This window comes from Streptomyces sp. NPDC056296 (assembly GCF_042268605.1).
Classification (GTDB): Bacteria; Actinomycetota; Actinomycetes; order Streptomycetales; family Streptomycetaceae; genus Streptomyces.
The window spans coordinates 1-22,546 of the sequence record NZ_JBHJRX010000040.1 but is presented as its reverse complement, the minus strand read 5'-3'; the positions used below and the strand labels follow the sequence as shown (position 1 = coordinate 22,546).

Sequence of the window (22,546 nt, the reverse complement as noted above, 5' to 3'; positions counted from 1 at the left end):
CATGAGCACGACGGGGGAGGCCGCGCGGCGCGCGGCCACGGCGTCCACGGGGGTGGCGCCGTGAGCGCGCGCCTGCGGGGTATCGCACAGCGGACGGAACAGATCGTGACGGCGGGGTCCTACCGTGCGCCCGACGGGCGCGAGGTGCCGATCGCGGCGGCGGTCGAGGCGGCACGCGACGGTACGCGAATGTACGGGCCGGAGCCCGTCGAGCCGGCCCCCTCCGCTCCGGTGCGGACGGTCTTCGAGGTCACCGGCGAGAGCAGCCTGGAGGCCGCCCGCCGGCTCGGCGGCGAGGTCGCCGTGCTGAACTTCGCCTCCGCCCGCAATCCGGGCGGCGGCTACCTGAACGGCGCCCAGGCGCAGGAGGAGGCGTTGTGCCGGGCCTCCGCGCTGTACACCTGCCTGCTGCGGGCGCGCGGGTTCTACGATCACCACCGCGCCCACCGCGACCCGTTCTACACGGATCGCGTCATCCACTCGCCCGCCGTGCCCGTCTTCCGCGACGACCGCGGCCGCCTGCTGGACGAGCCCTACACCGCCGCCTTCCTCACGTCCGCCGCGCCGAACGCGGGCGTGGTGCTGCGCACGGCCCCGGAGCGGGCCGCCGAGCTGCCCGGCGCCCTGGCCGCACGCGCCGAGCGGGTGCTGGAGACGGCCGCGGCCCACGGCTACCGGCGGCTGGTGCTCGGTGCCTGGGGCTGCGGGGTCTTCCGCAACGACCCCGCCCAGGTCGCGGGCGCGTTCCGGGGGCTGCTCGGGCCCGGCGGACGGTTCGCGGCGGCCTTCGAGCGGGTGGCGTTCGGCATCCTGGACCGCACGCCGGGCGGCACGGTCCGGGAGGCGTTCGCGCGTGCCTTCCCGGACGGGGCGGACCGCCCCGGTCAGCTCCAGCCGTAGCGCTCCCGCAGCCGTTGCCGTACGAGGTTGAACCGCATCCGGTCCAGGGCGCACGCCTCGCGGCGCATACCGGCGTCGTGCAACCGCAGCACCCGGTCCACGTCGACCCAGGACTCGCGCCCGGAACGGTCCCAGGGACCGCTCCCGATCGGTACCCACTCCCGGTCCCCGTCGTGGCGCTTGCTGGACAACTGCACGGCCAGCAGCGTGCCGGCGGCCTCGCGGGCGACGACGAGCACGGGCCGGTCCTTGCCCCGGCCGTCGTTCTCCTCGTAGGGCACCCACGTCCAGACGATCTCGCCGGGATCCGGGTCCCCGTCGTGCGCGGGGGAGTACTCGGTACGCACCCGGCCCACGTCCCGGGGGTCGGCCTCGGTGGTGGCGGTGGGGCCGTAGCGGCCGGGGGCGGCGTCGTCGTCGGCGGCGGTGTCGGCGGTGTCGTCGGTAAAGGCGCTCACGGCCGTACCGTACGGGACGCGCAGGCGCGGCCCTCCACGCGTCGGCCCGCGCCACGGAGACGCCGACCCGGTGGACGGCCACCGGGCCCGGCCCGCCGGATCCGACCGGCGCCGCCCGCCACCGGGTGGCAGGCTGATCACCGGGTCCCGCGCCCGGGACCCCGGCCACCGACCCGAACGAGCACAGAAAGCCGACGTCATGACCGACCAGCTCACCGTGAGCGTCCTGGGCACCGGCATCATGGGTGCCGCCATGGCCCGCAACCTCGCCCGGGCCGGGCACACCGTCCGGGCCTGGAACCGCAGCCGGGACAAGGCCGAGCCCCTGGCCGCCGACGGCGCGCACGTCGCGGGCGGCCCCGAGGAGGCGGTGCGGGGCGCCGACGTCGTCCTCACCATGCTGTACGACGGTCCGGCAGCCCTCGACGTCATGCGGCAGGCCGCCCCCGGCCTGCGCCGCGGCACCGCGTGGGTCCAGTCGACCACCGCCGGCGTCGACGCGGTCGCCGACCTGGCGGCATTCGCCCGGGAACACGACCTCGTCTTCTTCGACGCGCCCGTCCTCGGCACCCGCCAGCCCGCCGAGGCCGGACAACTGCTGGTCCTGGCCGCCGGGCCGGCCGACGCACGGGACGCGGTGGCACCCGTACTGGACGCCGTCGGCTCCCGCACGGTGTGGACCGGCGAGGACGGCGCCGCCGGCAGCGCCACCCGGCTGAAGCTGGTGGCCAACAGCTGGGTCCTCGCCGCCACCAACGCGGCGGGCGAGGTCCTGGCGCTCGCCAAGGCACTGGGCGTGGACCCGGACGGTTTCTTCGACGCCATCGCCGGCGGCCCGCTCGACATGGGCTACCTGCGCGCCAAGACCGCGATGATCCGTGACGGCGCGCTGACACCGGCCCAGTTCGCGGTCAATACCGCCGCGAAGGACGCCCGGCTGATCGTCGAGGCCGGCGAGGCGAACGGCGTGCGCCTCGACGTGGCCGCCGCCGGCGCGGAACGCCTGGCGCGCGCCGCCGCGCAGGGGCACGGCGACGAGGACATGGCGGCGGCGTACTTCGCCAGTTTCGACGAGAAGCCGTCCGACTGAGCGCACCCGGGGTACTGAGCGCACCCGGGGTACCGGGTGGAACAACCAAGAAAAGCACCAAGGAACAGAGGAGTTCGCATGTCCAAGCCGCCGCTGCCGTCCGAGGCCGTCGACCTGCTGCGTCGTCCCAACCCGTGCGTCATGGCCACCCTCCGCTCGGACGGCGCCCCCGTCTCCACGCCCACCTGGTACCTGTGGGAGGACGACGGCCGGGTCCTGATCAACCTCGACGAGGGCCGGGTGCGCCTGGGGCACCTGCGCCGCGATCCGCGCGTGACCCTCACCGTCCTCGCGGGCGACGACTGGTACACCCACGTCACCCTCATCGGCCGTGTCACCGAGACCCGCGACGACGAGGACCTCACCGGCATCGACCGCCTCTCCAGGCACTACACGGGCAATCCGTACCCGGACCGGGTCCGTCCCCGGGTCAGTGCCTGGATCGAGGTGGAGCGCTGGCACGGCTGGGGCGCGATGAAGGACAGCGACCAGGCGTCCACCTGAGCAACGACCGCGATCTCCGCGTCCGTCACCGGCGAACGCGGCCCGCAGGCGCCCGCGTTCGCGCCTCGACCCCGAGGTACACCAGGTAGGCGGCGCCGGCCAGTTTGAGGGCGGTGAAGACGACGGCCGACCGCTCGACCACGGGCCCCGCACCGCGTTCCACGGGATTTCGCCCGGCATCGACACCTCGCTCCGCCTTGTCTAAGATCCCCAGCGCGGCATCGCGTGTCGGTCACCGTCCGGGTGAGGCATGGAGGCGCCGCGGAGATGCCCGTGGAGGCATTGACCCGTGTCAGTCGAGTTCAACCACACCATCGTTCTCTCCCGCGACCGGGAGAAGTCCGCTCACTTCCTCGCCGCGACCCTGGGGCTGGAGGTAGGCGAGCCGGCCGGAATGTTCCTGCCCGTGACGACCGCCAACGGCGTCACCCTCGATTTCGCCACCGTCGACATCGACATCCCCGTGCAGCACTACGCGTTCCTCGTCTCCGAGGGCGAGTTCGACGCGATCCTCGCCCGGCTCGTGGAGGGCGGGGTACCCATTCAGGCCGACCCGCACGGCCGGCACCCGCGCCGGATCAACCGCAACGACGGCGGGCGGGGCGTGTATTTCATCGACCCTTCCGGGCACGCCATGGAGGCCTTCACCCGCCCTTACGGCAGCGACCCGTCGTCGCCGCTGAACGGCGTCACGGAGGACGTTCCCGGGGCGCGCTGATCGGCGTCCGCACACCCGTCGGCGTACTTGTCGCCCGGCCCGTTGTCAGACCCCCTCCGCATACTGGTGGTCTCAGTGAGTCGGACGCGATCAGGGGGCGGTCATGCGGAGGGTGTACAGCGGTGAACTGGCGGTTGTCCACGGGCGGTTCCACGTGGACAGCCGGCGGGACCCGCACGGTCCGGGACCGTCGGAGGCCTGCGCCGGACAGATCAACGGTCTGTGCGGTGCGGCCGTCCCCGGCCGTCTCCTCCTGGGTACCGGCCTGCGTACCGGCAGGGTCGGGCTGACCGTCGAGGTGCACGGGGCCGCCCCGCCGCTCGACGACGGCTGGGAGGACGTGGTGGAGGCGTCCTTCCGGCCAGTCTCCCCCTCGACCGCCGTTCTGCCCTGCGGTCACGGGGTGCTGTGCGAGATGGACCTGCCGCCCGCCGACCACCGGGTGCGCTACTGCGGACGTGGCATGGACCGGAGTGCGGAGACCGAGTCCACCGCGGCCGAGGTCGCCGGGCCGGTCGGCCACTGTCTGCTGCAGTTCTGGCCCGCCCCGCCCGCCGCGGACCGGGTCGTCCGGCAGACCTCACGCAGCGCGGAGGGCGCGCAAGAACGCGCGGAGACCCTGTCCTGGGGCGGTCGGCTGCCCAGCCCGCGAGTTCGGGAAGTCGGCGGCGACGCACGCGGGCTCGTCCCGCTGGACCGGGAGCTGCTCGACGCCGTCGACGCGGTGTGTCCGGCGACGCAGCGGCGCCTCGCGCGGTGGGCCGCCCACCGGGCCTTCACCGCGGCGGGGCTGGACGACGTCGACTGGATCACGCCCGCGCTGGCGGCGCTGGACCGAGGGGAGCCCCTGCCGGCCCCGTTCGACGACCCCCGGCGGGCCTGGGAGCGCTTCTTCACCGACGACCGCATCACTCGCACCGCGTCGGACGCGTTCGACGGATGCCGCGGCAACCCGCTGCGACAGGTCATGGCCATGCCCGCACTGCGTGCCGCGGCCGAACCGGACCCGCTGCGTGCCGCGCTCGACGCCCTCTTCGCCGCCGCGGTCACCCACGGCACCGACTACCCGGCCCTGTTCGCCGAGGCCCGCCGGGAGTTCCCCGCCCTCGGCCGGGGCGTGCCGCCGCAGTAGCAAGCAATGGGTTCCGCACGGGAGTTGGGATGGGTCAATCGTTGCAGGCGTGGCGTGGCGTGGCGTGGCGTGGCGTGGCGTGGCGTGGCGTGGCGTGGGCAAGGGCAAGGGCGGCGACGGGCTCCTGTCGGGCGGCCCGTGGAACGACAACGACTGGGCTTCACCGGTCACTGGTAGGCCCCACCAGGGCTTGGCCGGACACATGGTCCTGCCGCGGCAGCAGCAGCGGGGTCGCGAGGAGCAGTACGCCCGCGAGCGCGACGGCCGCACGCGTTCCGGTCAGGCCCGCCAACAGGCCCCACACCGCGGTCAGTCCCGCGGTCGCCAGCTTCCCGCTGACCGTCCAGGCGGACAGCGTACGCGCGACCCTGTCCGCCGGGGTCAGGTCCAGCCGACGGGTGGCGTACACCGGGTTGAACACGCCGACGGAGGTGATCAGCCCGAACTCGACGACCATCACGAGGACCAGCCCCGAGGTGCCGGGGCCGACGAAGGCCAGCCCGACGGGCCAGCACACGCGCAGCACCCCGCTGGTGACCAGCACCCGGTGCGGCCCGAAACGTGCCACGAGCGGGTGGGCCAGCCGGGAGCCGACCAGTCCACCGACGCAGGGCACCGCGAAGGCGAGACCGTACTGCCAGGGCGCGAAGCCCAGATCGCCCAGCATGAGGACGGCGAGCAGCGGTGCGGTCGCCATGATCAGGCCGTTGACGAGGACCGTGTTGAGGAACAGCGGACGCAGACCCGGCGAGGCGAGGACGTACCGCCAGCCGTCCAGCAGGTCACCGGCCCGCAGCCGAGGCAGGTCGGCGCGTCTCGGGCGTGGCTCCCCGCCGCCGATCGCCCGGATCCCCAGCGCCGACAGCAGATAGCTGACCGCGTCGACCGCCACGGTCACCACCGGCCCGAAGATCCCGACCACGGCCCCGCCGACCGGGGGCCCGAGCATCGTCGCGGTCCAGGCCGTCGCCTCGAACCGGCCGTTCGCGGTCAGCAGGTCCCGCGGCCGTACCAGTGCCTTGAGACAGGAACCGGCGGCTGCCCTGAAGGTGATGTCGGCCGCGGCGACGACGACCGACACGACCAGCAACTGGGCGAAGCCGAGCCGGCCGAACGCGAACGCGAGCGGCACACTCAGCAGCACCACGCACCGGACCAGGTCCATCGCGACCATGACCGGCCGCTTGCGCCGGAACTCCACCCACGGCCCCAGCGGTACCGCCACCAGCGCCCCCACCGCGAGACCGGCCGCCGCGAGCGCCGCCACCTGCGCCGTTCCGGCGTCCAGCACGACGACCGCGATCAGTGGAAAGGCGTCGAACGCCAGCCGCGTGCCGAACGTGCTGACGGAGTACGCGGCCCACAGCCACCCGAATTGCCGCCCCAGCGACCCGCCGCCCACGACGCCCGACTCCGTCACGCCCGACATCAAAGCGAGTGTCGGCCCCGCCGATCAAACAACCGCTCGGAGACCCCGCACAACAGGCCGTTGTACGCCGGTCCGCCGACGCCCGGCCCGCCCGGGCCCTACCGCGTCAGCAGCTTCCGCAAGGCCCCGGCGACCTCGCCGGGCGCCTCCTCCGCCATGAAGTGGCCGCAGTCGACGGTGTCGTGCCGCAGGTCCGGGGCCCAGGCCCGCCACAGCGCGGCGGCGTCGTAGCCGAGGGCGGCGCCCCAGTCCTGCTGGAGGACGGTCACGGGCATCCGCAGCCGGTTGCCGTCGGCGCGGTCGGTCCGGTCGTGGGCGACGTCGATGCCGGCCGAGGCACGGTAGTCGGCCACGATGGACGGCACCGCCTCGCGGGACGCCTTCAGGTAGGCGGCGCGTACGTCGGCGGGCAGGGCGTCCGGGTCCCGCGTCCAGCTGTCGAGGAAGTGACCGAAGAACGCGTCCGGCGCGGCGCCGATCAGCTGTTCCGGCAGCCCGGGCGGCTGCGCCATCAGGTACAGGTGGAAGCCCACCGCCGCGGTGGTGCCGTGCAGGACGTCCCACATGTCGAGGGTCGGCAGCACGTCCAGCGCGGCCAGGTGCGTCACCGCGTCCGGATGGTCGAGCCCCGCCCGCACCGCGACGAGGGCGCCCCGGTCGTGTCCGGCCAGCGCGAACCGCTCGTGCCCGAGCGCCCGGGCGAGGGCGACGACGTCGGCGGCCATGGTCCGCTTGGCGTAGGCGGTGCCGTCCGGGTCGGCCGGCTTGTCGCTGTCTCCGTAACCGCGCAGGTCGGGGCAGATGACGGTGTGGTCGGCCGCGAGGTCGGCGGCGACGTGCCGCCACATCAGATGGGTCTGCGGGAAGCCGTGCAGCAGCACGATAGGGCTGCCGGAGCCGCCGACGGCCACGTGCAGGGCGACGCCGTCGGCGACCGTCACGCGGTCGTGGGTGAAGCCCGGGATGGTCGGTTCCATGGCTGGTCTGTACCTCTCTGGTCACATCAGGCCCGTGCACACCGGGTCTGGTCACATCGGGTCTGGTCACATCGGGTCTGGTCACATCGGGTCTGGTCACATCGGGTCTGCGCACATCAGGTCCGCTCACATCGGTCCTGTTCGCGTCTCGCTGATGACGCCTTCGAGCCTGCCGGGCCTCGATCAGCAACCGATCAGCACGCGTACCGTGGTGATCGCGCGAACGGTGGCGGATCGGAGCGGACGGAACATGGAAGCGGTCACGTTCGGTGTGCTCGGACCGGTCACGGCCGAGCGCGCGGGCGACGTACTCGCCCTCAAGGGCCCCCGGCACCGCGCCGTACTGGCCCGCCTCCTCCTGGCCCGACGGCGGGTCGTCCCGCTCGCCCGCCTCGTCGAGGACCTGTGGGACGAACCACCGCCGCGGGCCGTGGGAGCGGTGCGCACCTTCGTCGGGGATCTGCGCCGCGCCCTGGAACCCGACCGTCCGCCGCGGGCCCCGGCCCGGCTGCTGGTCACCGAGGGGCCCGGGTACGCCCTGCGCGCGGCACCGGAGGCGGTGGACGCGTGGCGTTTCGAGGCGGCCGTCGCTCAGGCCGACCGGCTGCCGGCCGCACAGGCGCCGGACCGGCTACGGGCAGCGCTGGGGGAGTGGCGGGGCCCCGCCTACGCCGAGTTCAGCGGGTAGGAGTGGGCCCGCGGCGAGCGCTCCCGGCTCACCGAACTGCGGCTGCGTGCCGTCGAACGGCGCGCGGAACTGCTCGTGGAGCTGGGCCGCGCCGCCGAGGCGGTCCCCGACCTGGACGCGCACCTGACCGAGCATCCCTGGCGCGAGGAGGCCTGGCGCCTGCTCGCCCTGGCCCTGTACCGGACCGGACGCCAGGCGGACGCCCTCGCCGTGCTGCGCCGCGCCCGCGCCCTGCTCGCCGGACAGCTGGGCGTCGACCCCGGGCCCCGGCTGCGCCGACTGGAGGCCGGCATCCTCGCCCAGGACCCCGGCCTGGACCCGCCCAGCGAGCCGGCGGAGGCGGCGGCCCGGCTGTGGGCCCGCGCCACCGAGGCGTACGACCGCACGGTCGCCGCCGGTGCCCACGCCCGCCTGGAGTCGACCGTCGGCCTGCTGCGCTCCCTCGCGGTCACCGGCGGCGGCGGTCTGGAGGCCGCCCGGGAGCACCGTACGACGGCCGTCGCGGCGGCGGAGGAGACGGGCGACGCGGAACTGACGGCCCGGGTGATCGGCGCCTACGACGTGCCCGCCAACTGGACCCGCAGCGACGACCCCGAACGGGCCCGGCGGATCGTCGCGGCGGCCGAGCGCACCCTCGCCGCCCTGCCGGACGACACCACCGCCCGAGCCGACCGCTGCCGCCTGCTGGCCACCGTCGCCCTGGAGTCCCGGGGTGTCCGGTCCCCGCAAGGACCGCGGGCGGCGGACGCGGCCGAGCGGATCGCCCGCCGCCTGGACGACCCCGCGCTGCTCGCCTTCGCCCTCAACGGCGTCTTCATGCAGTCCTGCACCACCGCCGGACTGGCCCCGCGCCGCGACGCGATCGGCGCCGAACTCGTCGCCCTTGCCACCCGGCACGGCCTGGTCAACCACGTGGTCCTCGGCCACCTCATCCGGCTCCAGGCACGCTCGGCACTCGCCGACCTCACCGCCGCCGACAAGCACGCCACCGCGGTCGACCGCCTGGCCGAACGGCACGAACGGCCGCTCGTGGCCGTCTTCACCGAGTGGTACCGAGCCCTGCGCCGGGCCGCCACCGGCAGCCCGTACGACGGCGCCGCGGCCGCCTACCGGTCCGCCGCCGCGGGGCTCGACGGCGCGGGGATGCCGGGCCTGCAACGCGGACTGCTGCCGCTCGCCCTGCTCGGTCTGCGCCTGGCCCACGGACGGCCGGCGGAGGTGGACCCGCGCGCGGACTGGGGGCCGTACCGCCCCTGGGCCGAACCGTTCGCCCTCCTCGCCGACGGCCGCGACGCCGAGGCCCGGACGGCACTGGGGGCCCTCCCGGAGCCCCCGCCCGACCTCCTGTACGAGGCCCTGTGCTGCGCCGAGGCCGCACTCGCCCTGGAACTCGGCGACCGCGCGGCCCTGGAGCGGACGTACGGACGACTGCTGCCCGCGTCCGGTGAACTGGCGGGCGCGGGCAGCGGGTTGCTCACTTCCGGACCGGTCGACGACTGGCTCGCCGCGCTCCGCCGGGCACTCGGCCCCGCCGCGGCGGGGCCGAACCAGGGAGGAACCGGCGGCCGGGAATAGTACGACGGTCAGGGCCGTACACCCGGTCCGTGGCGGGTGGCGAGGGTGATCGCGCCCGGCAGGGTGGCCAAGGACACTCGGCCTCCCCTCTCCGGCCGGGCGGGTTGCCCCGACCCGTGCCGGGTACCCGGCGGGCATGAAGTGGCAACAGGTGCAGGACGGCCCGTCCGCGGTGTACGTGGTGGTGCTCGACCCCGGCGAGGACGCGGTCGCCGAACTCACCGCCTTCGCCCGTGACCGCTCCCTCGGCGCCTCCCAGGTGACCGCCGTGGGCGCCTTCTCGGAGGCGGTCGTCGGCTGGTTCGACCGGCAGGCCAAGGACTACCGGCCCATCCCCGTGCAGGAGCAGTGCGAGGTGCTGTCGCTCATCGGTGACGTCGCCGTCGGCGACGACGGGCCGACCCCGCACCTGCACGCCGTGGTGGGCCTGTCCGACGGCTCCACCCGCGGCGGCCACCTGCTGTCCGGGCGGGTCTGGCCGACGCTGGAGGTCGTCGTCCGGGACAGCCCGACCGAGCTGGCCAAGACCCACCGCCCCGACATCGGCCTGGCCCTGATCGACCTCGGCTGAGCCGGCCGCCGGAGAGCGGTTTACCGGCTCGGGTGCGGGCTACGCGGCCCGCACGGAACCGAGACCCACACCCCGGGAGGCGCGACCATGACACGGCGCATCCGAGACGTGATGTCACCCGCCGCGGTGGCCGTCGAGCCCATGACCACGGTGGCCCGGGCGGCCCGGCTGATGCGCGAGGAGGACGTCGGTGACGTCCTGGTGACCTACGACAGCGACCTGTTCGGCCTGCTCACCGACCGCGACATCGTGCTCCGGAGCGTCGCCGACGGCCGCGACCCCGACGACACCACGGTCGGCTCGGTGTGCACGCCCCCGCCCGTCGTGACCCTCGAACCCGACGACACCACCGAGCGTGCGGCCGAGCTGATGCGACGTCACGCGGTCCGGCGGCTCCCCGTCGTCGAGCACGGCGGCGTCCCGGTCGGCGTGGTCACCCTCGGCGACCTCGCGGCCGCCGACGACCCCCACTCCGCCCTGGCGGACATCAGCAAGGCCGCGCCCGACCACTGAGGCGCCCCGACCACCGAGGCGCCCCGACCACTGGGGCGCCCGGTCACCGAGGCGCCCGGTCACCGAGGCGCGCGGTCACCGAGGCGCGCGGTCACCGAGGCGCGCGGTCACCGACCCCGACCACCGACGTCCGCCACCACCCACGCCCCCCACCACCGACGTCCCCCACCACCGACGTCCACGACCGCCACGGAGGAACGGCATGAGTGACCGACGCCGCCCCGACGGGGCCACGGAACCCGCCCCTCGCACGCGGTCCGGCGCGATCGGCCGCCGCTTCCCGCGCACCGGCACCGAACCGGTCACCGCACAGAGCCCGCTGCGGCTGCGACTGCTGCTGTCGGCCGTCTTCCTGCCGCTGTTCGTCGCCGGGGCCGCGTTCTTCGGCGTCTGGGCCGCGGGCACCGGCCCCGGCGACAGCCCCGGACGCGGCAGCCTGGTGGCCCTCGCCGCCGTGTGCGCGGCGTTCGTCCTGCTGGCGGCGGCGGACCTGATGGTCGTGACCGGCCGGCTGCGGCGGGAGCGGGGCACCCCCGCCCCGCACTGACCCCAGGACTCCAGAAGGGGACGGAGGAAACGACATGGCTCCCCCGGCACGAATCCCAACCCGCGCGGCGGGCCCCGGGGAGGACCGCAGGGCACCCGTCCGCACCGCGCGACTGCGCAACCGGATCCCGGAACCCGACGAGGAACCGGACCTGCTCGGCCAGTACCTGACCCAGATCGGCGCCACCCCGCTGCTGACCGCCGAGGACGAGGTGAGCCTGGCCCGGCGCATCGAGGCCGGTGTCCGGGCCATGGAGGAACTGGAGTCGGCCGACACCGGCGAGCCCGCCCCGACCCCCGGACGGCGCCGCGCACTGGAGGAGACCGTCCACGACGGCCAGGCCGCCAAGGACCACATGGTGCGGGCCAACCTGCGGCTCGTGGTGTCGATGGCCAAGCGCCACGCCCATCGCGGGCTGCCCCTCCTGGACGTCATCCAGGAGGGCAACCTCGGCCTGATCCGGGCCGTCGAGAAGTTCGACCACACCAAGGGCTTCAAGTTCTCCACGTACGCCACCTGGTGGATCCGCCAGGCCATCGAGCGGGGCCTGGCGACCCACGCGCGCACGGTAAGGCTGCCGGTGCACGTCGTGGAACAGCTGCAGAAGCTGGCCAAGGTCGAACGGAAGCTCCGTGGCAGCCTCGACCGCGAGCCGACCGCCGAGGAGGTGGCCGCCGAGAGCGGCATCGACGGGGACAAGGTCGTCTGGCTGCGCCGCGTCGGACGGGACGCCGTCAGCCTGGACACCCCGGTCGACGAGACCGGCGAGACCGTCGTCGGCGACCTCATCCCCGACGCCGAGGTGCTCCAGGCCCCCGAGGTCGCCGAGTTCCGGGCGCTCGCGGAGGAACTGCGGGAGGCCGTAGGCACCCTCGCGCCCCGCGAGGCCCTGATCCTCAGCCTGCGCTACGGCCTGCACGACGGCCGCCCCCGCACCCTGCACCAGGTGGCACAGCACGTGGGCCTCACCCGCGAGCGCGTCCGCCAGCTGGAGAAGGCGTCCCTCGCCCACCTCCGCGCCCCGGAGACCCGGGACCGCCTCCTGGACTGGGCGAGCTGACCGGGTCGGCAGGCAGCACACCTATACGCGCAGCACACCTATACGCGCAGCCGGGCCCCCTGCCGCAGCAGCTCGTGCTGGACCATCCGGTAGGGCAGGCCGCGCGGACCGCGTCCGTGCCGGACGGTCAGCGCCGCGCACACCCCGGCCGCCTGGCCGGTCGCCATCGCGATGGGCATGACCCGGTACGAGGAGTGCGCCACGTGCGTCCCCGAGATGCAGCGCCCGGCCACCAGCAGCCGCTCAGTGTCCCGGGGCACCAGGCAGCGCAGCGGGATGTCGTAGAAGCTGCCCTGCGGAACCCGCTTGAGGATGGTGCCGGAGCCGCGCGGGTTGTGGATGTCGACCGGATAGGCGCCGTGCGCGACCACGTCCGGGAAGGTGCGCGCGGCCAGGATGTCGTGGCCGGTCAGCTGATAGTCGCCGAGCACGCGCCGGCTCTCCCGTACGCCGATGTGCGTGCCGCTCTGCACCACGTACGCTTCCTCGAAACCGGGCACGCGGGTGCGCAGGAAGCGGTCGATCTGGGAGAGCTGGCGCCGGGCCGTGTACTCGGCGCGGGTGAGGTCCCACACGCTGGTGCCGAGCACGCGGTTGACCCGGGTGCTGTTGACGGCGACCTCGCGCGGGTGCGGGGTCGCGAAGAAGAGGATGTCCTCGCGCGGCAGCCGCAGCTCGCCGTTGGCCCTGGCCTCCTCGATCAGGTCCCACAGGCCGTGCACCCCGCGCCACTGGTCGGGGTGCTCGCGCACGTAGTCGGCGAAGTCCGGCCGCGCGAAGTCCGCGACGCGGAACATCAGCGTCATCGGCTGCACCAGCCCGTCCTCGGGTCGGCCGATCTCGTACGGCGCCCCGCAGGCGGTCGCCACGTCACCGTCGCCGGTTCCGTCCACGACCACCCCGGCGTCGATCACCACGGGCCCCGACTTCGTCTCGAACACCACCCGCCAGCCGGAGCCGTCGTCGAGGGGCAGCGCGCCGGAGGCGAAGGAGTGGAACAGCATCCGTACCCCCGACTCGTCCATCATCTCGAGCAGGGAGAGCTTGAACAGCTCCGGGTCGAAGGGGACCGTGTACCCGGTCTTCGGCGAGGGCGGCAGACAGCCGCCGCGCCCCATGAGCCGGTCGAGCAGCTGCCACAGCACACCCGCGACCACCGGCTCGCCCTCGCCGTGGTCGGTGGGCAGCAGCCGCGAGGTGTCCCCGGACTCGGTGAACGCGGCCTGCTTGTGCTCGTTGTGGAACGACATCAGGGGCATCACCAGCGCCACCGTCGCGTTGCCGCCGAGGAACCCGTACCGCTCCACCAGCACGACATCGGCCCCGGCGTCGGCCGCGCCGACCGCGGCGGCGAACCCGGCCGGACCGCCGCCCACCACCAGGACGTCGCACCGGCCCCCGTGCCGGGCGGGCCGCGGGGGCAGGGTGACCGTGCGGGGCTCGCGGGGCTCTTCCAGGATCGGCATGGCTCTCCTCGGGGGTCAGGCGTGCAACGGCCGCGGCTCGTCGGCGTACGGCTCGTGCCCCGCCGTCCGTGCCCGCGGTCCGTCGCCGATCGCGTCGATCTCGTCCAGCAGTGAGCCGCAGCGCACGCAGGTCTCCCGGGCCGCCGCGGACAGCTCCCGGATCCGGGACCGGAGGTCCTCCCGGCGCTGCGGATACTCGTCCCACAGCCGGTCCACCTCGGCCAGCAGCAGCCCGGCCTGCTCCCGCGCCACGCCCACCAGCGCCGGGGCGCCCAGCCGGCGCGCGAAGTCGAAGACCTTGCCGGAGTAGGGCAGCGGCAGTACCGGCACGCCGGTGAGCGCCGCGAAGATCACGAAGTGCAGCCGCATGCCGACGGCCACGTCCAGATGGCGCATGAAGCCGAGAACCTGCCCCGGGCTGTAGTCGCCGTGCAGGATCCGGCCCTTGTCCGGCGCGGTCATGTGGGAGAGCACGGCGTGCGCGTGCCGTACGTCGTGCCGCTCCATCGGCAGGAACACCACGTGCGCGTCCAGCCGCCGCACGAGGAAGTCCGCGACGTCGGCGAGCAGCGCGTGGTAGTCGCCCTCGTCGAGCTTCTCCGCGGCCCGCCCCGGTTCGCGCACCGACATCCCCACCAGCCGGGCACCGCAGGGGATGCCCTCGTCGCGCATCATGGCCTCGGTGAACGGTTCGGGCCCCAGCAGCAGGGCCGGGTCGGCGGTGACGGCGACCTCGCGCTCCAGGCCGACCTCCTCCAGCACCAGCCGGGACTCCTCGTCCCGCACCACGACGTCGTCCATGTCCGCCAGCACGGTGCGCACCGCGTCCCGGTCCTCGGCGTCCGTCAGCGGCCCGGCCCCGACGGCGTACGCGAAGGTCGGTACGTTCCGGGTCTGCGCGGCGTGCACCAGCCGCAGATAGCGGCGTGCCTCACCGTCGTAGAGGATGCCGCCGCCGCCAAGGACCAGCAGGTCCAGGCCGGGCAGCACGTCCAGGACGTGGTTGCGGCTGACGCCCTCCCAGGGGACCACCTCGTCGACTTCGGGGTGGTGGGCGCGGGTGTGCTCCGCGTTCCGGCTCAGGACGATCAGGTGCGCGTCGGGCCGCTGCGCGCGCAGGCAGCTCAGGACGCAGGTCAGGATCGCCTCGTCGCCGATGTTGAAGCCGCCGTAGGAGCCGAGCACGCCGATGCGCGGGCCCGGCCGGGCGGGGTGCGGATGCGAGGGGGCAGTGGTCATCCGGGGGCTCCCGTCACGTCGGAGTCGGCCGGCCCGCCGGCCTCGGTGCGCAGGCCGCGCACGGTGCCGGGTTGCCTGGGCCGCTCAGCGGAAACACCCTGACCAAGAACGTGTACGTGGTCCCTTTCCGTCGCCTGTCACAGGAGTACCGGTGAACGTCTCCCTCAGCGTCTGGCTGCTGACCGTCGCGGGCCTGTGCGTGCTCGTCGCCGCCGACTTCTTCATCGGCCGCAAGCCGCACGACGTGTCGATCCGGGAGGCCGGGATCTGGACGGCCGTCTGGGTGGTCCTCGCCTGCCTGTTCGGCGTGGGGCTGTTCGTGGTCGCCGGCGGCGGGCCGGCCGGAGAGTTCTTCGCCGGCTACATCACCGAGAAGTCGCTCAGTGTCGACAACCTCTTCGTCTTCGTCCTGATCATGTCCAAGTTCGCGGTGCCGTCGCAGTACCAGCAGCGGGTGCTGATGGTCGGGGTCATCGTGGCCCTGGTGCTGCGCGCCGCCTTCATCGCGGCCGGCGCGGCGATCATCTCCGCCTTCTCCTGGGTCTTCTACATCTTCGGCGCCTTCCTCATCTGGACTGCCTGGAAGCTCATCCAGGACGCCCGCAAGGGAGGGCACGACGAGGAGTACGAGGAGAACAAGCTGCTGAAGTCGATCGAACGCCGTTTCGGTGTCGCCGACCGCTATCACGGCACGAAACTGTGGATCGAGGAGAACGGCAAGCGGGTCATGACCCCGATGCTGGTCGTGATGCTGGCGATCGGCTCCACCGACGTCCTGTTCGCCCTGGACTCCATCCCCGCCATCTACGGCCTGACCCAGGACCCGTACATCGTGTTCACGGCCAACGCGTTCGCTCTTATGGGCCTGCGCCAGCTGTACTTCCTCATCGGCGGTCTGCTGAAGAAGCTGGTGCACCTCTCGTACGGCCTGTCGGTCATCCTGGGCTTCATCGGCGTCAAACTGATCCTGCACGCCCTGCACGAGTCCGGGGTCCACGTCCCCGAGATCGGCATCCCCTTCTCGCTCGGCTTCATCGTGATCGTCCTCGCGGTCACCACGGCGACGAGCCTGTGGGCCGCGAGGAGCCAGGATCAGGGGCAGGGAGGGCCGGGCGCGTGACGCGGGCCTACTGGATGGTCCAGCCCACGCTGCCGACCCCCGAGCTGTAGATCGCGCAGACGCCCGAGGACTCGCCGTACTGCCCGGGTGCCAGCGTCACCCACTGTCCGGACACGTCCGGCGCCCAGCCGCAGACGACCTCGGCGCGGAAGGTGACGGTGCGGTCGGTGTTGTTGCTGCAGCCGGCGATGCCGTGGTCCGGGTTGTTGTTGTGCACCCAGCCGTCGCAGTCCACGCCGGCCGCCGCCGGTGCGGACGGGGCGGCCTGCGCCGGAACCGCGAAGCCGGCGGCGGTCAGGGCCAGGGCCGAGACCGTGGCCGCCAGCCCGGCCGTGACGACGTTCTTCCTGCGGACGTTCTTCCTGCGGTGCATAGGTACCCCCATGAGGTCGCGCGTCTTTCTGTTGCGCGACCAGTCAAGAAGACGACGGCTCCCGCGTGAACCTCGGACGTGTGAGGGTCGCTCCTGCCGACTCCCGCTCGGTGCTGCTCGCGGGCGCCGAGGTCACCGGCGCCTCAGCAGCCCGCCGGAGAGGGCTTGCCGCGCGAGACGACACGGGTGCCGTGATCGTCGACGACGCGGGCCTGGAGCGAACCGCAGGCGCACCGGGTCCACAGGGTGCCGCCCGCCGCGGTCGGGTGCGCGGACACCACCTGGAAGGGCTCGGCACCGTCGGGCCACCCGCAGTGCGGGCAGACGACACCGGTCGTGCTGGACATGGCGACTCCTCGTTCGTCGGTCGGCGGGTGTTCGATCCTCGCTCCACTGACAGGGTGCGGTCCCGGATCCGTTCACGTCCAGGTTGACTTTACGGACTCCACCGTGAAGCGTGCACTTCATGATTGACCTGCGCAGGCTGCACGTCCTCAGGGCCGTCTCCCACTACGGCACGGTCACCGCGGCGGCCCGCGCCCTGCACTTCACCCCGTCCGCCGCCTCCCAGCAGATCCGCCAGCTCGCCCGCGACCTGGGCGTCGACCTGCTGGAGCCGCAGGGCCGCGGGGTCCGGCTCACCCCGGCCGCGGAGAGTCTGCTCGCGCACGCCGACGCCATCGAGGCCCGCTGGGACGAGGCCGAACTGGACCTGCGGGCGGGGGAGGGGACGCCCGCCGGGCCGCTGCGGGTGACGGGATTCCCGGTGGCCGTCTCCGTGCTGCTGGCACCGATGGCCGCGCGGCTGCGCGAACGGTATCCACGGCTGTCGGTCCGGATCCGGGAGGTCGAGGTGGCGGAGAGTTTCGACCTGCTCTTCGAGGGTGAGGCCGATCTGGCGGTCGTCGAGGCGACCCCGTCCAACCCGCCGTCGGCCGACGCGCGCTTCGACCAGCGGCCGCTCCTCGACGACCCCTTCGACCTGGTCGTACCCGAGGGCCACCCGCTGGCCGGACGGGAGGGGGTCGATCTCGCCCTCGCGGCCGACGAGCCGTGGATCGCCCCCGTGCCGCAGAGCCCCTGCCGCCCGCACGTGATGTCGGCGTGCGGTGCCGCCGGCTTCACTCCCGACGTGGTCCATCACGCGCTCGACTGGAACGTCATCGCCCACCTGGTCGCCCACGGGCTCGGCGTCGCGCTGATACCCCGGCTCGCCCAGCTGACCCCGCAGCTGCCGATCGTCCGAGTGCCCTGCGTCAACCGGCCGCACCGCAAGCTGCTGACCTGCACACGGAGCGGCGGTCACCGGCGTCCGGCGGTCGCGGCCGCACTGGAGGAACTGCGCAACCTGGCCGCGCCGGCGGTGGCCTGACGTACAGCGGTGCATACGCCGGGACGCACGCGCCGGGACGCACGCGCCGGGACGCACACGCCGGACGCACGCCGCCCCTGCACACGCCGCCGTCACACACGTCGGGACCGGAGCTCGGCGAGCTCCGGTCCCGTACGCGTCCTGCGTGCCGGTCAGGCGGCGACGGCCTCGTCGGCGTGGCCGTGCAGCCGGGCGACGACCTCGGTCAGCTGGGCGGCGACCTCGGCGTCGTCGGCCGGGTGGGTCTCCGCGAAGCGGGTCACCGAACCGGGGATGGACAGCTTGAGGTCCTCGATCACCTTGCCGCCGGCGATGCCCACGGCCTTGCGGGTGTCGTCCTGCGCCCACACGCCGCCGTACTGGCCGAAGGCGGTGCCGACGACGGCGGCGGGCTTGCCGGAGAGGGCGCCGGCGCCGTACGGACGGGACAGCCAGTCGATGGCGTTCTTCAGGACGGCCGGGATGGTGCCGTTGTACTCGGGCGAGAAGTACAGGAAGGCGTCGGCGGCCTGGGCGGCCTCGCGCAGCTTGGCGGCGGCGGCCGGGACGCTGCCCTCGACGTCGATGTCCTCGTTGTAGAAGGGGATCTCGGCCAGCCCCTCGAACAGCTGCACCTCGGCGCCCTCCGGCGCGAACTTGGCGGCCGCCTCGGCGAGCTGGCGGTTGTGCGAACCGGCGCGAAGGCTGCCGACGAGCGCAAGGATGCGGACAGACATGAGTACTCCCACTGACGGAGCAGAGGCTGCGGGAACAGACGCTGCTGGAACACTGCCGTATAAGGATCCGGACCGAGGTCCGTTTAATTTCTAACATCTCAAACGGACCGCGGTCCAGTTTTCTTCCCGATGCTTTACGCTGGCGTCATGTCCGCCGCCCTGCCGCCCTTCCCGAAGCCCCAGGAGACCGCCGGTCCCCCCGAGCTGCTGCAAGTGGGCACGGGGGCCGAGGAGGACGAGCCCTGCCTGCGCGCGGACGCCGCGCGCAACCGGGCCCGGCTGCTGGAGGCCGCCGCCCGGCTGGTCGCCGAGCACGGCGCGGCGGGCGTCACGATGGAGGCGGTGGCCGCGGCGGCCTCGGTGGGCAAGGGCACGGTCTTCCGCCGTTTCGGCGACCGCACCGGCCTGCTCATGGCGCTCCTGGACCACTCCGAGAAGAAGTTCCAGGCCGCACTCCTCGGCGGCCCGCCGCCCCTGGGACCCGGGGCGCCGCCCGTCGAGCGGCTGCGCGCCTTCGGCTGCGCGATGCTGCGCCGCTCCATCGACGAAATGGACCTGCAACTGGCCGCGGAGCCGAGCGCGGAACGCCGCTACACCTCCGCACCGCGCCGCTTCCTGCGCGGCCACGTCGCCCTGCTGCTGCGGCAGGCGGTCCCGGACGGGGACAGCGAACTGCTCTCCCACACGCTCCTGGCCTACCTCGACGCCGCCCTGGTCCACCACCTCACCGAACAGTGCGGGGTACCGCCGGCGCGGCTGCAGGCGGGCTGGCTCGACCTCGTCGCGCGGGTGACCCGCACCGAATCGCGCGGGTGACCCGCACCGAGCGCCCGGCCTGACTCCGCGACGACCACCGCGCCCACGGGGAGCGATTTCGTCCGATCCGGACGGCGTCGCCCCGCCCGCCGCCCCGTATCCGGCTTCTGCCAAGATGCCGTACGTCATGGTGCAGATACCGAAACCGCCCGCCCCCGCATCCCTCGCACCGCGCTCCGTCCCCACGAGCGCCGATGTGGCCCGCCTGGCCGGCGTCTCGCGTGCGACCGTCTCCTACGTCCTCAACAACACCAGCGCCGTCCGGATCAGCGAACCCACCCGCCGCCGCGTCCACGACGCCGCCCGGGAACTCGGATACGTCCCGCACGCCGCGGCCCGCTCCCTGCGCGCCGGGCACAGCCGTACGGTCCTGATGCCCGCGCCGTCCTTCCCCGCCGGCCCGCTCTACAGCCGGTTCCTCAGCGAACTCCAGGGGGCCCTCGGCCGCCTCGACTACACCGTCGTGCAGTACGGCACCGTCGGCCCGCACGACGACGAGGCCGCCCGGGCGTGGGCGGAACTGCGCCCGGTCGCCGTCCTGGTACCCGGCTCGGGTCTCGGCCCGCGGGGCGTGGAGGTCCTCAAACGCTCCGGCGCCCGGGCGGTCGTCACCCTCGGTCCCGAGGCCGTCGAGGGAGCGTACGCACTGCTCATGGACCACGAGACCGTCGGCCACACCGCGGCCCGTCACCTCTACGACCGCGGACGCCGCGCGATCGGCGTCGTCGTGCCCGCGGAGGACGGGCTGGAGGTCTTCTCGGCACCGCGCCTGGCCGGCGCCCGCCGCGCCGTGCGCGACACCGACGCCACCGTCACCGAACTGCCCCTCGCCTACGAGGAGCGGGACGCCGCCCGGCTGGCCGCCCGCTGGCGCTCCCTCGGGCTCGACGCCCTGTTCGCGTACAACGACGAGTACGCGATGCTGCTGATGCGGGCCATGCAGGACGAGGGCCTCGGCATCCCGGGCGACGCGGCCGTGATCGGCGCCGACGACCTGATGCTGGGCCGCCTGCTGCGGCCGCGGCTGAGCACCGTCCACCTGGAGCTGCCCTCCGGCCGCGACCTGGCCGCCCTGGTCGACCGCGCGGTCCACGACCCGGGCGCCGCGCCCGAGCGACACGAGGTGCTGGGCGCGGCGGTGGTGCACCGCGAGTCGAGCTGACCGGCCGGCCGGCTTCGTTCCGTTGTTACTGGTGCTGAGCGGTGCTACTGGCCGTCCTGCCCGGCCTGGCCCTCGGCCTGCGCCTGCTGGTCGGCGACCGCCTTGCGGACCTCGTCCATGTCCAGCTTCCGGGCCTGGCCGATGACGTCCGTCAGGGCCTCCTCGGGCAGCGCGCCCGGCTGCGCGAACACGGCCACCTGCTCCCGGACGATCATCAGCGTCGGAATCGACTGGATGCCGAAGGCCTGGGCCAGTTCGGGCTGCGCCTCGGTGTCCACCTTGCCGAACACGAGGTCGGGGTTGGCCTCGGCCGCCTTCTCGTAGACCGGGGCGAACTGCTTGCACGGACCGCACCACGACGCCCAGAAGTCGATCAGGACGAACTCGTTGTCCGTGACCGTCTGGTCGAAGTTCTCCTTGGTGAGCTCCACGGTGCTGGTCATGGGTGATCCCTCTTCCTGCGTTCGAGGCGTAAACCGTCGGCACAACACTGCCGACCTGGTGGGTATTCCGCGCACGTACCCATGTGGCCACGTCGCACACCACCCACCAGACTGACCCCATGACGCAATCGGATTCCATCGCGTACGACGTCGTCGTGATCGGCGCGGGCCCCGTGGGGGAGAACGTCGCCGACCGTACCCGTGCGGCCGGACTGTCCACCGCGATCGTGGAGAGCGAACTGGTCGGCGGCGAATGCTCCTATTGGGCGTGCATGCCCAGCAAGGCCCTGCTGCGCCCGGTCCTCGCCCGCGCGGACGCCCGCCGCCTGCCCGGTCTGAGCCAGTCGGTGCGAGACCCACTCGACACGGCGGCGGTCCTCGCCCGCCGCGACGAGTACACCTCCCATTGGAAGGACGACGGCCAGGTCCAGTGGGTGGAGGGCATCGGGGCGGACCTGTACCGCGGTAGGGGACGGCTCGCCGGGCCGCGCACGGTCGAGGTGGCCGCGCCCGACGGCACCCGCCGGGTACTGACCGCCCGGCACGCCGTCGCCGTCTGCACCGGCAGCGGCGCCGCCCTGCCGGGCCTGCCCGGACTCGCCGAGGTACGTCCCTGGACCAGCCGCGAGGCCACCAGCGCCGAGAGCGCGCCCGGCCGACTGATCGTGGTCGGCGGCGGAGTCGTCGCCGTCGAGATGGCGACCGCCTGGCAGGCCCTCGGCTCTCGGGTGACCCTCCTGGTGCGCGGCAACGACGGCCTCCTCGCCCGCATGGAGCCGTTCGCCGGCGAACTGGTCGCCGAGGCGCTCACCGAGGCCGGCGTCGACATCCGCACCGGCACCTCCGTCGAGTCCGTCAAGCGCGAGGGCGGCACCGTCGTCGCCGTCACCGACACCGGCGACCGCGTCGAGGCCGACGAGATCCTCTTCGCCACCGGACGCGTCCCCCGCACCGACGACATCGGCCTGGACACCGTCGGACTGGCACCGGGCTCCTGGCTCCCCGTCGACGACAGCCTCCGAGTCGAGGGCCAGGACTGGCTCTACGCCGTCGGCGACGTCAACCACCGCGCCCTCCTCACCCACCAGGGCAAGTACCAGGCCCGCATCGCGGGCGCCGCCATCGCCGCCCGCGCCTCCGGCGTGCCGAACCTGGACTCCGGCCCGTGGGGCGCGCACGCCGCGACCGCCGACCACGACGCCGTCCCCCAGGTGGTGTTCACCGACCCCGAGGCGGCGTCCGTCGGCCTGACCCTGGCCGAGGCCGAGCAGGCCGGCCACCGCGTCCGCGCCGTCGACGTCGACCTCGCGACGGTGGCCGGCGCGAGCCTGTACGGCGACGGCTACAAGGGCCGCGCCCGCATGGTCGTCGACCTGGAGGACGAGATCGTCCGCGGCGTCACCTTCGTCGGCCCCGGCGTCGGCGAGATGATCCACTCCGCGACCGTCGCCGTCGCCGGCCAGGTACCGCTCAGCCGCCTGTGGCACGCGGTCCCGTCGTACCCGACCATCAGCGAGGTATGGCTGAGGCTCCTGGAGTCCTACCGGGACAACTGACCGGCACACCTGCCCGCCGCTGCCGCTGCCGCTGCCGCTGCCGCGCCGCTGCCGCTGCCGCGCCGCCGCTGCTGCGCTGCTGCCGCGCCGCTGCCGCGCCGCCGCTGCTGCGCTGCTGCCG

23 protein-coding genes and 2 pseudogenes are annotated in these 22,546 nt (G+C 73.8%); 15 read left to right on the top strand and 10 right to left on the bottom strand.

The window, feature by feature from the left end:
- The first annotated feature begins 60 nt into the window (after positions 1-60).
- Positions 61-900 (top strand): TIGR02452 family protein, encoded by an 840-nt coding sequence (locus ACFCZF_RS26925; protein ID WP_376673827.1) that lies wholly within the window; start codon positions 61-63, stop codon positions 898-900.
- Here ACFCZF_RS26925 and ACFCZF_RS26920 read toward each other — a convergent pair.
- Positions 885-1,358 carry a type II toxin-antitoxin system PemK/MazF family toxin gene (locus ACFCZF_RS26920; RefSeq protein WP_376673826.1) on the bottom strand — a complete coding sequence of 158 codons (474 nt, stop codon included), beginning with the start codon at positions 1,356-1,358 and terminating at the stop codon, positions 885-887. The genes ACFCZF_RS26925 and ACFCZF_RS26920 overlap by 16 nt on opposite strands.
- 199 nt (positions 1,359-1,557) lie before the next feature.
- Here ACFCZF_RS26920 and ACFCZF_RS26915 point away from each other — a divergent pair, with 199 nt between their 5' ends.
- Together ACFCZF_RS26915 and ACFCZF_RS26910 are read left to right on the top strand one after the other, a co-directional pair.
- The gene (locus ACFCZF_RS26915; protein WP_376673825.1) at positions 1,558-2,448 is read left to right on the top strand and encodes an NAD(P)-dependent oxidoreductase; all 891 of its coding nucleotides are present in this window, start codon (positions 1,558-1,560) and stop codon (positions 2,446-2,448) included.
- Between the two features lie 78 nt (positions 2,449-2,526).
- Positions 2,527-2,952 (top strand): PPOX class F420-dependent oxidoreductase, encoded by a 426-nt coding sequence (locus ACFCZF_RS26910; protein ID WP_376673824.1) that lies wholly within the window; start codon positions 2,527-2,529, stop codon positions 2,950-2,952.
- 21 nt (positions 2,953-2,973) lie between these two features.
- Here the strand turns inward: ACFCZF_RS26910 and ACFCZF_RS26905 are convergent.
- Positions 2,974-3,106, bottom strand: a pseudogene (locus ACFCZF_RS26905) (LysE family translocator); the annotation flags it as partial.
- Between the two features lie 135 nt (positions 3,107-3,241).
- On the opposite strand from ACFCZF_RS26905, the gene ACFCZF_RS26900 reads away from it, so the two are divergent.
- Positions 3,242-3,670: a VOC family protein gene (locus ACFCZF_RS26900; RefSeq protein WP_376673823.1), complete on the top strand. Its 429-nt coding sequence runs from the start codon at positions 3,242-3,244 to the stop codon at positions 3,668-3,670.
- A gap of 103 nt (positions 3,671-3,773) precedes the next feature.
- Complete coding sequence (locus tag ACFCZF_RS26895; protein ID WP_376673822.1) at positions 3,774-4,802, top strand: hypothetical protein; 1,029 nt, start codon at positions 3,774-3,776, stop codon at positions 4,800-4,802.
- A 160-nt stretch (positions 4,803-4,962) separates the two neighbouring features.
- Here ACFCZF_RS26895 and ACFCZF_RS26890 read toward each other — a convergent pair whose 3' ends face one another.
- Entirely contained in the window at positions 4,963-6,231 is a 1,269-nt protein-coding gene (locus ACFCZF_RS26890) for an MFS transporter (RefSeq protein ID WP_376673821.1), read from the bottom strand.
- 98 nt (positions 6,232-6,329) lie between these two features.
- Entirely contained in the window at positions 6,330-7,208 is an 879-nt protein-coding gene (locus tag ACFCZF_RS26885) for an alpha/beta fold hydrolase (protein WP_376673820.1), read from the bottom strand.
- A 250-nt stretch (positions 7,209-7,458) separates the two neighbouring features.
- On the opposite strand from ACFCZF_RS26885, the pseudogene ACFCZF_RS26880 reads away from it, so the two are divergent.
- From ACFCZF_RS26880 to ACFCZF_RS26860, 5 genes and pseudogenes are all read left to right on the top strand, one after another.
- Positions 7,459-9,471: pseudogene (locus ACFCZF_RS26880) on the top strand (BTAD domain-containing putative transcriptional regulator).
- Between the two features lie 136 nt (positions 9,472-9,607).
- Complete coding sequence (locus ACFCZF_RS26875) at positions 9,608-10,042, top strand: PPC domain-containing DNA-binding protein (RefSeq protein WP_376673819.1); 435 nt, start codon at positions 9,608-9,610, stop codon at positions 10,040-10,042.
- An 87-nt stretch (positions 10,043-10,129) separates the two neighbouring features.
- Positions 10,130-10,555 (top strand): CBS domain-containing protein, encoded by a 426-nt coding sequence (locus tag ACFCZF_RS26870; RefSeq protein ID WP_376673818.1) that lies wholly within the window; start codon positions 10,130-10,132, stop codon positions 10,553-10,555.
- Between the two features lie 202 nt (positions 10,556-10,757).
- Positions 10,758-11,102 carry a DUF6343 family protein gene (locus tag ACFCZF_RS26865; protein ID WP_376673817.1) on the top strand — a complete coding sequence of 115 codons (345 nt, stop codon included), beginning with the start codon at positions 10,758-10,760 and terminating at the stop codon, positions 11,100-11,102.
- A gap of 34 nt (positions 11,103-11,136) precedes the next feature.
- On the top strand, positions 11,137-12,162 hold the full coding sequence (locus ACFCZF_RS26860; RefSeq protein ID WP_376673816.1) for an RNA polymerase sigma factor RpoD/SigA: 1,026 nt from the start codon (positions 11,137-11,139) through the stop codon (positions 12,160-12,162).
- Positions 12,163-12,200: 38 nt separating this feature from the next.
- Here the strand turns inward: ACFCZF_RS26860 and ACFCZF_RS26855 are convergent, their stop codons facing one another.
- Together ACFCZF_RS26855 and ACFCZF_RS26850 are read right to left on the bottom strand one after the other, a co-directional pair.
- Positions 12,201-13,628 carry an FAD-dependent oxidoreductase gene (locus ACFCZF_RS26855; protein ID WP_375917257.1) on the bottom strand — a complete coding sequence of 476 codons (1,428 nt, stop codon included), beginning with the start codon at positions 13,626-13,628 and terminating at the stop codon, positions 12,201-12,203.
- Positions 13,629-13,643: 15 nt separating this feature from the next.
- Complete coding sequence (locus tag ACFCZF_RS26850; RefSeq protein ID WP_376673815.1) at positions 13,644-14,867, bottom strand: polysaccharide pyruvyl transferase family protein; 1,224 nt, start codon at positions 14,865-14,867, stop codon at positions 13,644-13,646.
- A 151-nt stretch (positions 14,868-15,018) separates the two neighbouring features.
- Between ACFCZF_RS26850 and ACFCZF_RS26845 the strand changes: the two genes are divergently transcribed.
- Positions 15,019-15,987 (top strand): TerC family protein, encoded by a 969-nt coding sequence (locus ACFCZF_RS26845; RefSeq protein ID WP_376673814.1) that lies wholly within the window; start codon positions 15,019-15,021, stop codon positions 15,985-15,987.
- A gap of 7 nt (positions 15,988-15,994) precedes the next feature.
- On the opposite strand, the gene ACFCZF_RS26840 is transcribed toward ACFCZF_RS26845, so the two are convergent.
- Positions 15,995-16,360, bottom strand: a complete 366-nt coding sequence (locus ACFCZF_RS26840) for a hypothetical protein (RefSeq protein ID WP_376673813.1) — start codon at positions 16,358-16,360, stop codon at positions 15,995-15,997.
- 143 nt (positions 16,361-16,503) lie between these two features.
- Positions 16,504-16,707, bottom strand: coding sequence for a hypothetical protein (locus ACFCZF_RS26835; protein ID WP_376673812.1), 204 nt, complete (start codon positions 16,705-16,707; stop codon positions 16,504-16,506).
- A gap of 119 nt (positions 16,708-16,826) precedes the next feature.
- On the opposite strand from ACFCZF_RS26835, the gene ACFCZF_RS26830 reads away from it, so the two are divergent.
- Positions 16,827-17,732, top strand: coding sequence for a LysR family transcriptional regulator (locus tag ACFCZF_RS26830; protein ID WP_376673811.1), 906 nt, complete (start codon positions 16,827-16,829; stop codon positions 17,730-17,732).
- A 152-nt stretch (positions 17,733-17,884) separates the two neighbouring features.
- Here the strand turns inward: ACFCZF_RS26830 and ACFCZF_RS26825 are convergent, their stop codons facing one another.
- Entirely contained in the window at positions 17,885-18,448 is a 564-nt protein-coding gene (locus tag ACFCZF_RS26825) for an NAD(P)H-dependent oxidoreductase (RefSeq protein ID WP_376673810.1), read from the bottom strand.
- 147 nt (positions 18,449-18,595) lie between these two features.
- Between ACFCZF_RS26825 and ACFCZF_RS26820 the strand changes: the two genes are divergently transcribed.
- Both ACFCZF_RS26820 and ACFCZF_RS26815 read left to right on the top strand, forming a co-directional pair.
- Complete coding sequence (locus ACFCZF_RS26820; RefSeq protein ID WP_375917278.1) at positions 18,596-19,264, top strand: TetR/AcrR family transcriptional regulator; 669 nt, start codon at positions 18,596-18,598, stop codon at positions 19,262-19,264.
- A 127-nt stretch (positions 19,265-19,391) separates the two neighbouring features.
- Complete coding sequence (locus ACFCZF_RS26815) at positions 19,392-20,426, top strand: LacI family DNA-binding transcriptional regulator (RefSeq protein ID WP_376673809.1); 1,035 nt, start codon at positions 19,392-19,394, stop codon at positions 20,424-20,426.
- 44 nt (positions 20,427-20,470) lie between these two features.
- Here ACFCZF_RS26815 and trxA read toward each other — a convergent pair whose 3' ends face one another.
- Complete coding sequence (trxA, locus tag ACFCZF_RS26810; protein ID WP_376673808.1) at positions 20,471-20,869, bottom strand: thioredoxin; 399 nt, start codon at positions 20,867-20,869, stop codon at positions 20,471-20,473.
- 119 nt (positions 20,870-20,988) lie between these two features.
- On the opposite strand from trxA, the gene ACFCZF_RS26805 reads away from it, so the two are divergent.
- Positions 20,989-22,425 (top strand): dihydrolipoyl dehydrogenase family protein, encoded by a 1,437-nt coding sequence (locus ACFCZF_RS26805; protein WP_376673807.1) that lies wholly within the window; start codon positions 20,989-20,991, stop codon positions 22,423-22,425.
- The last annotated feature ends 121 nt before the right edge of the window (positions 22,426-22,546 follow it).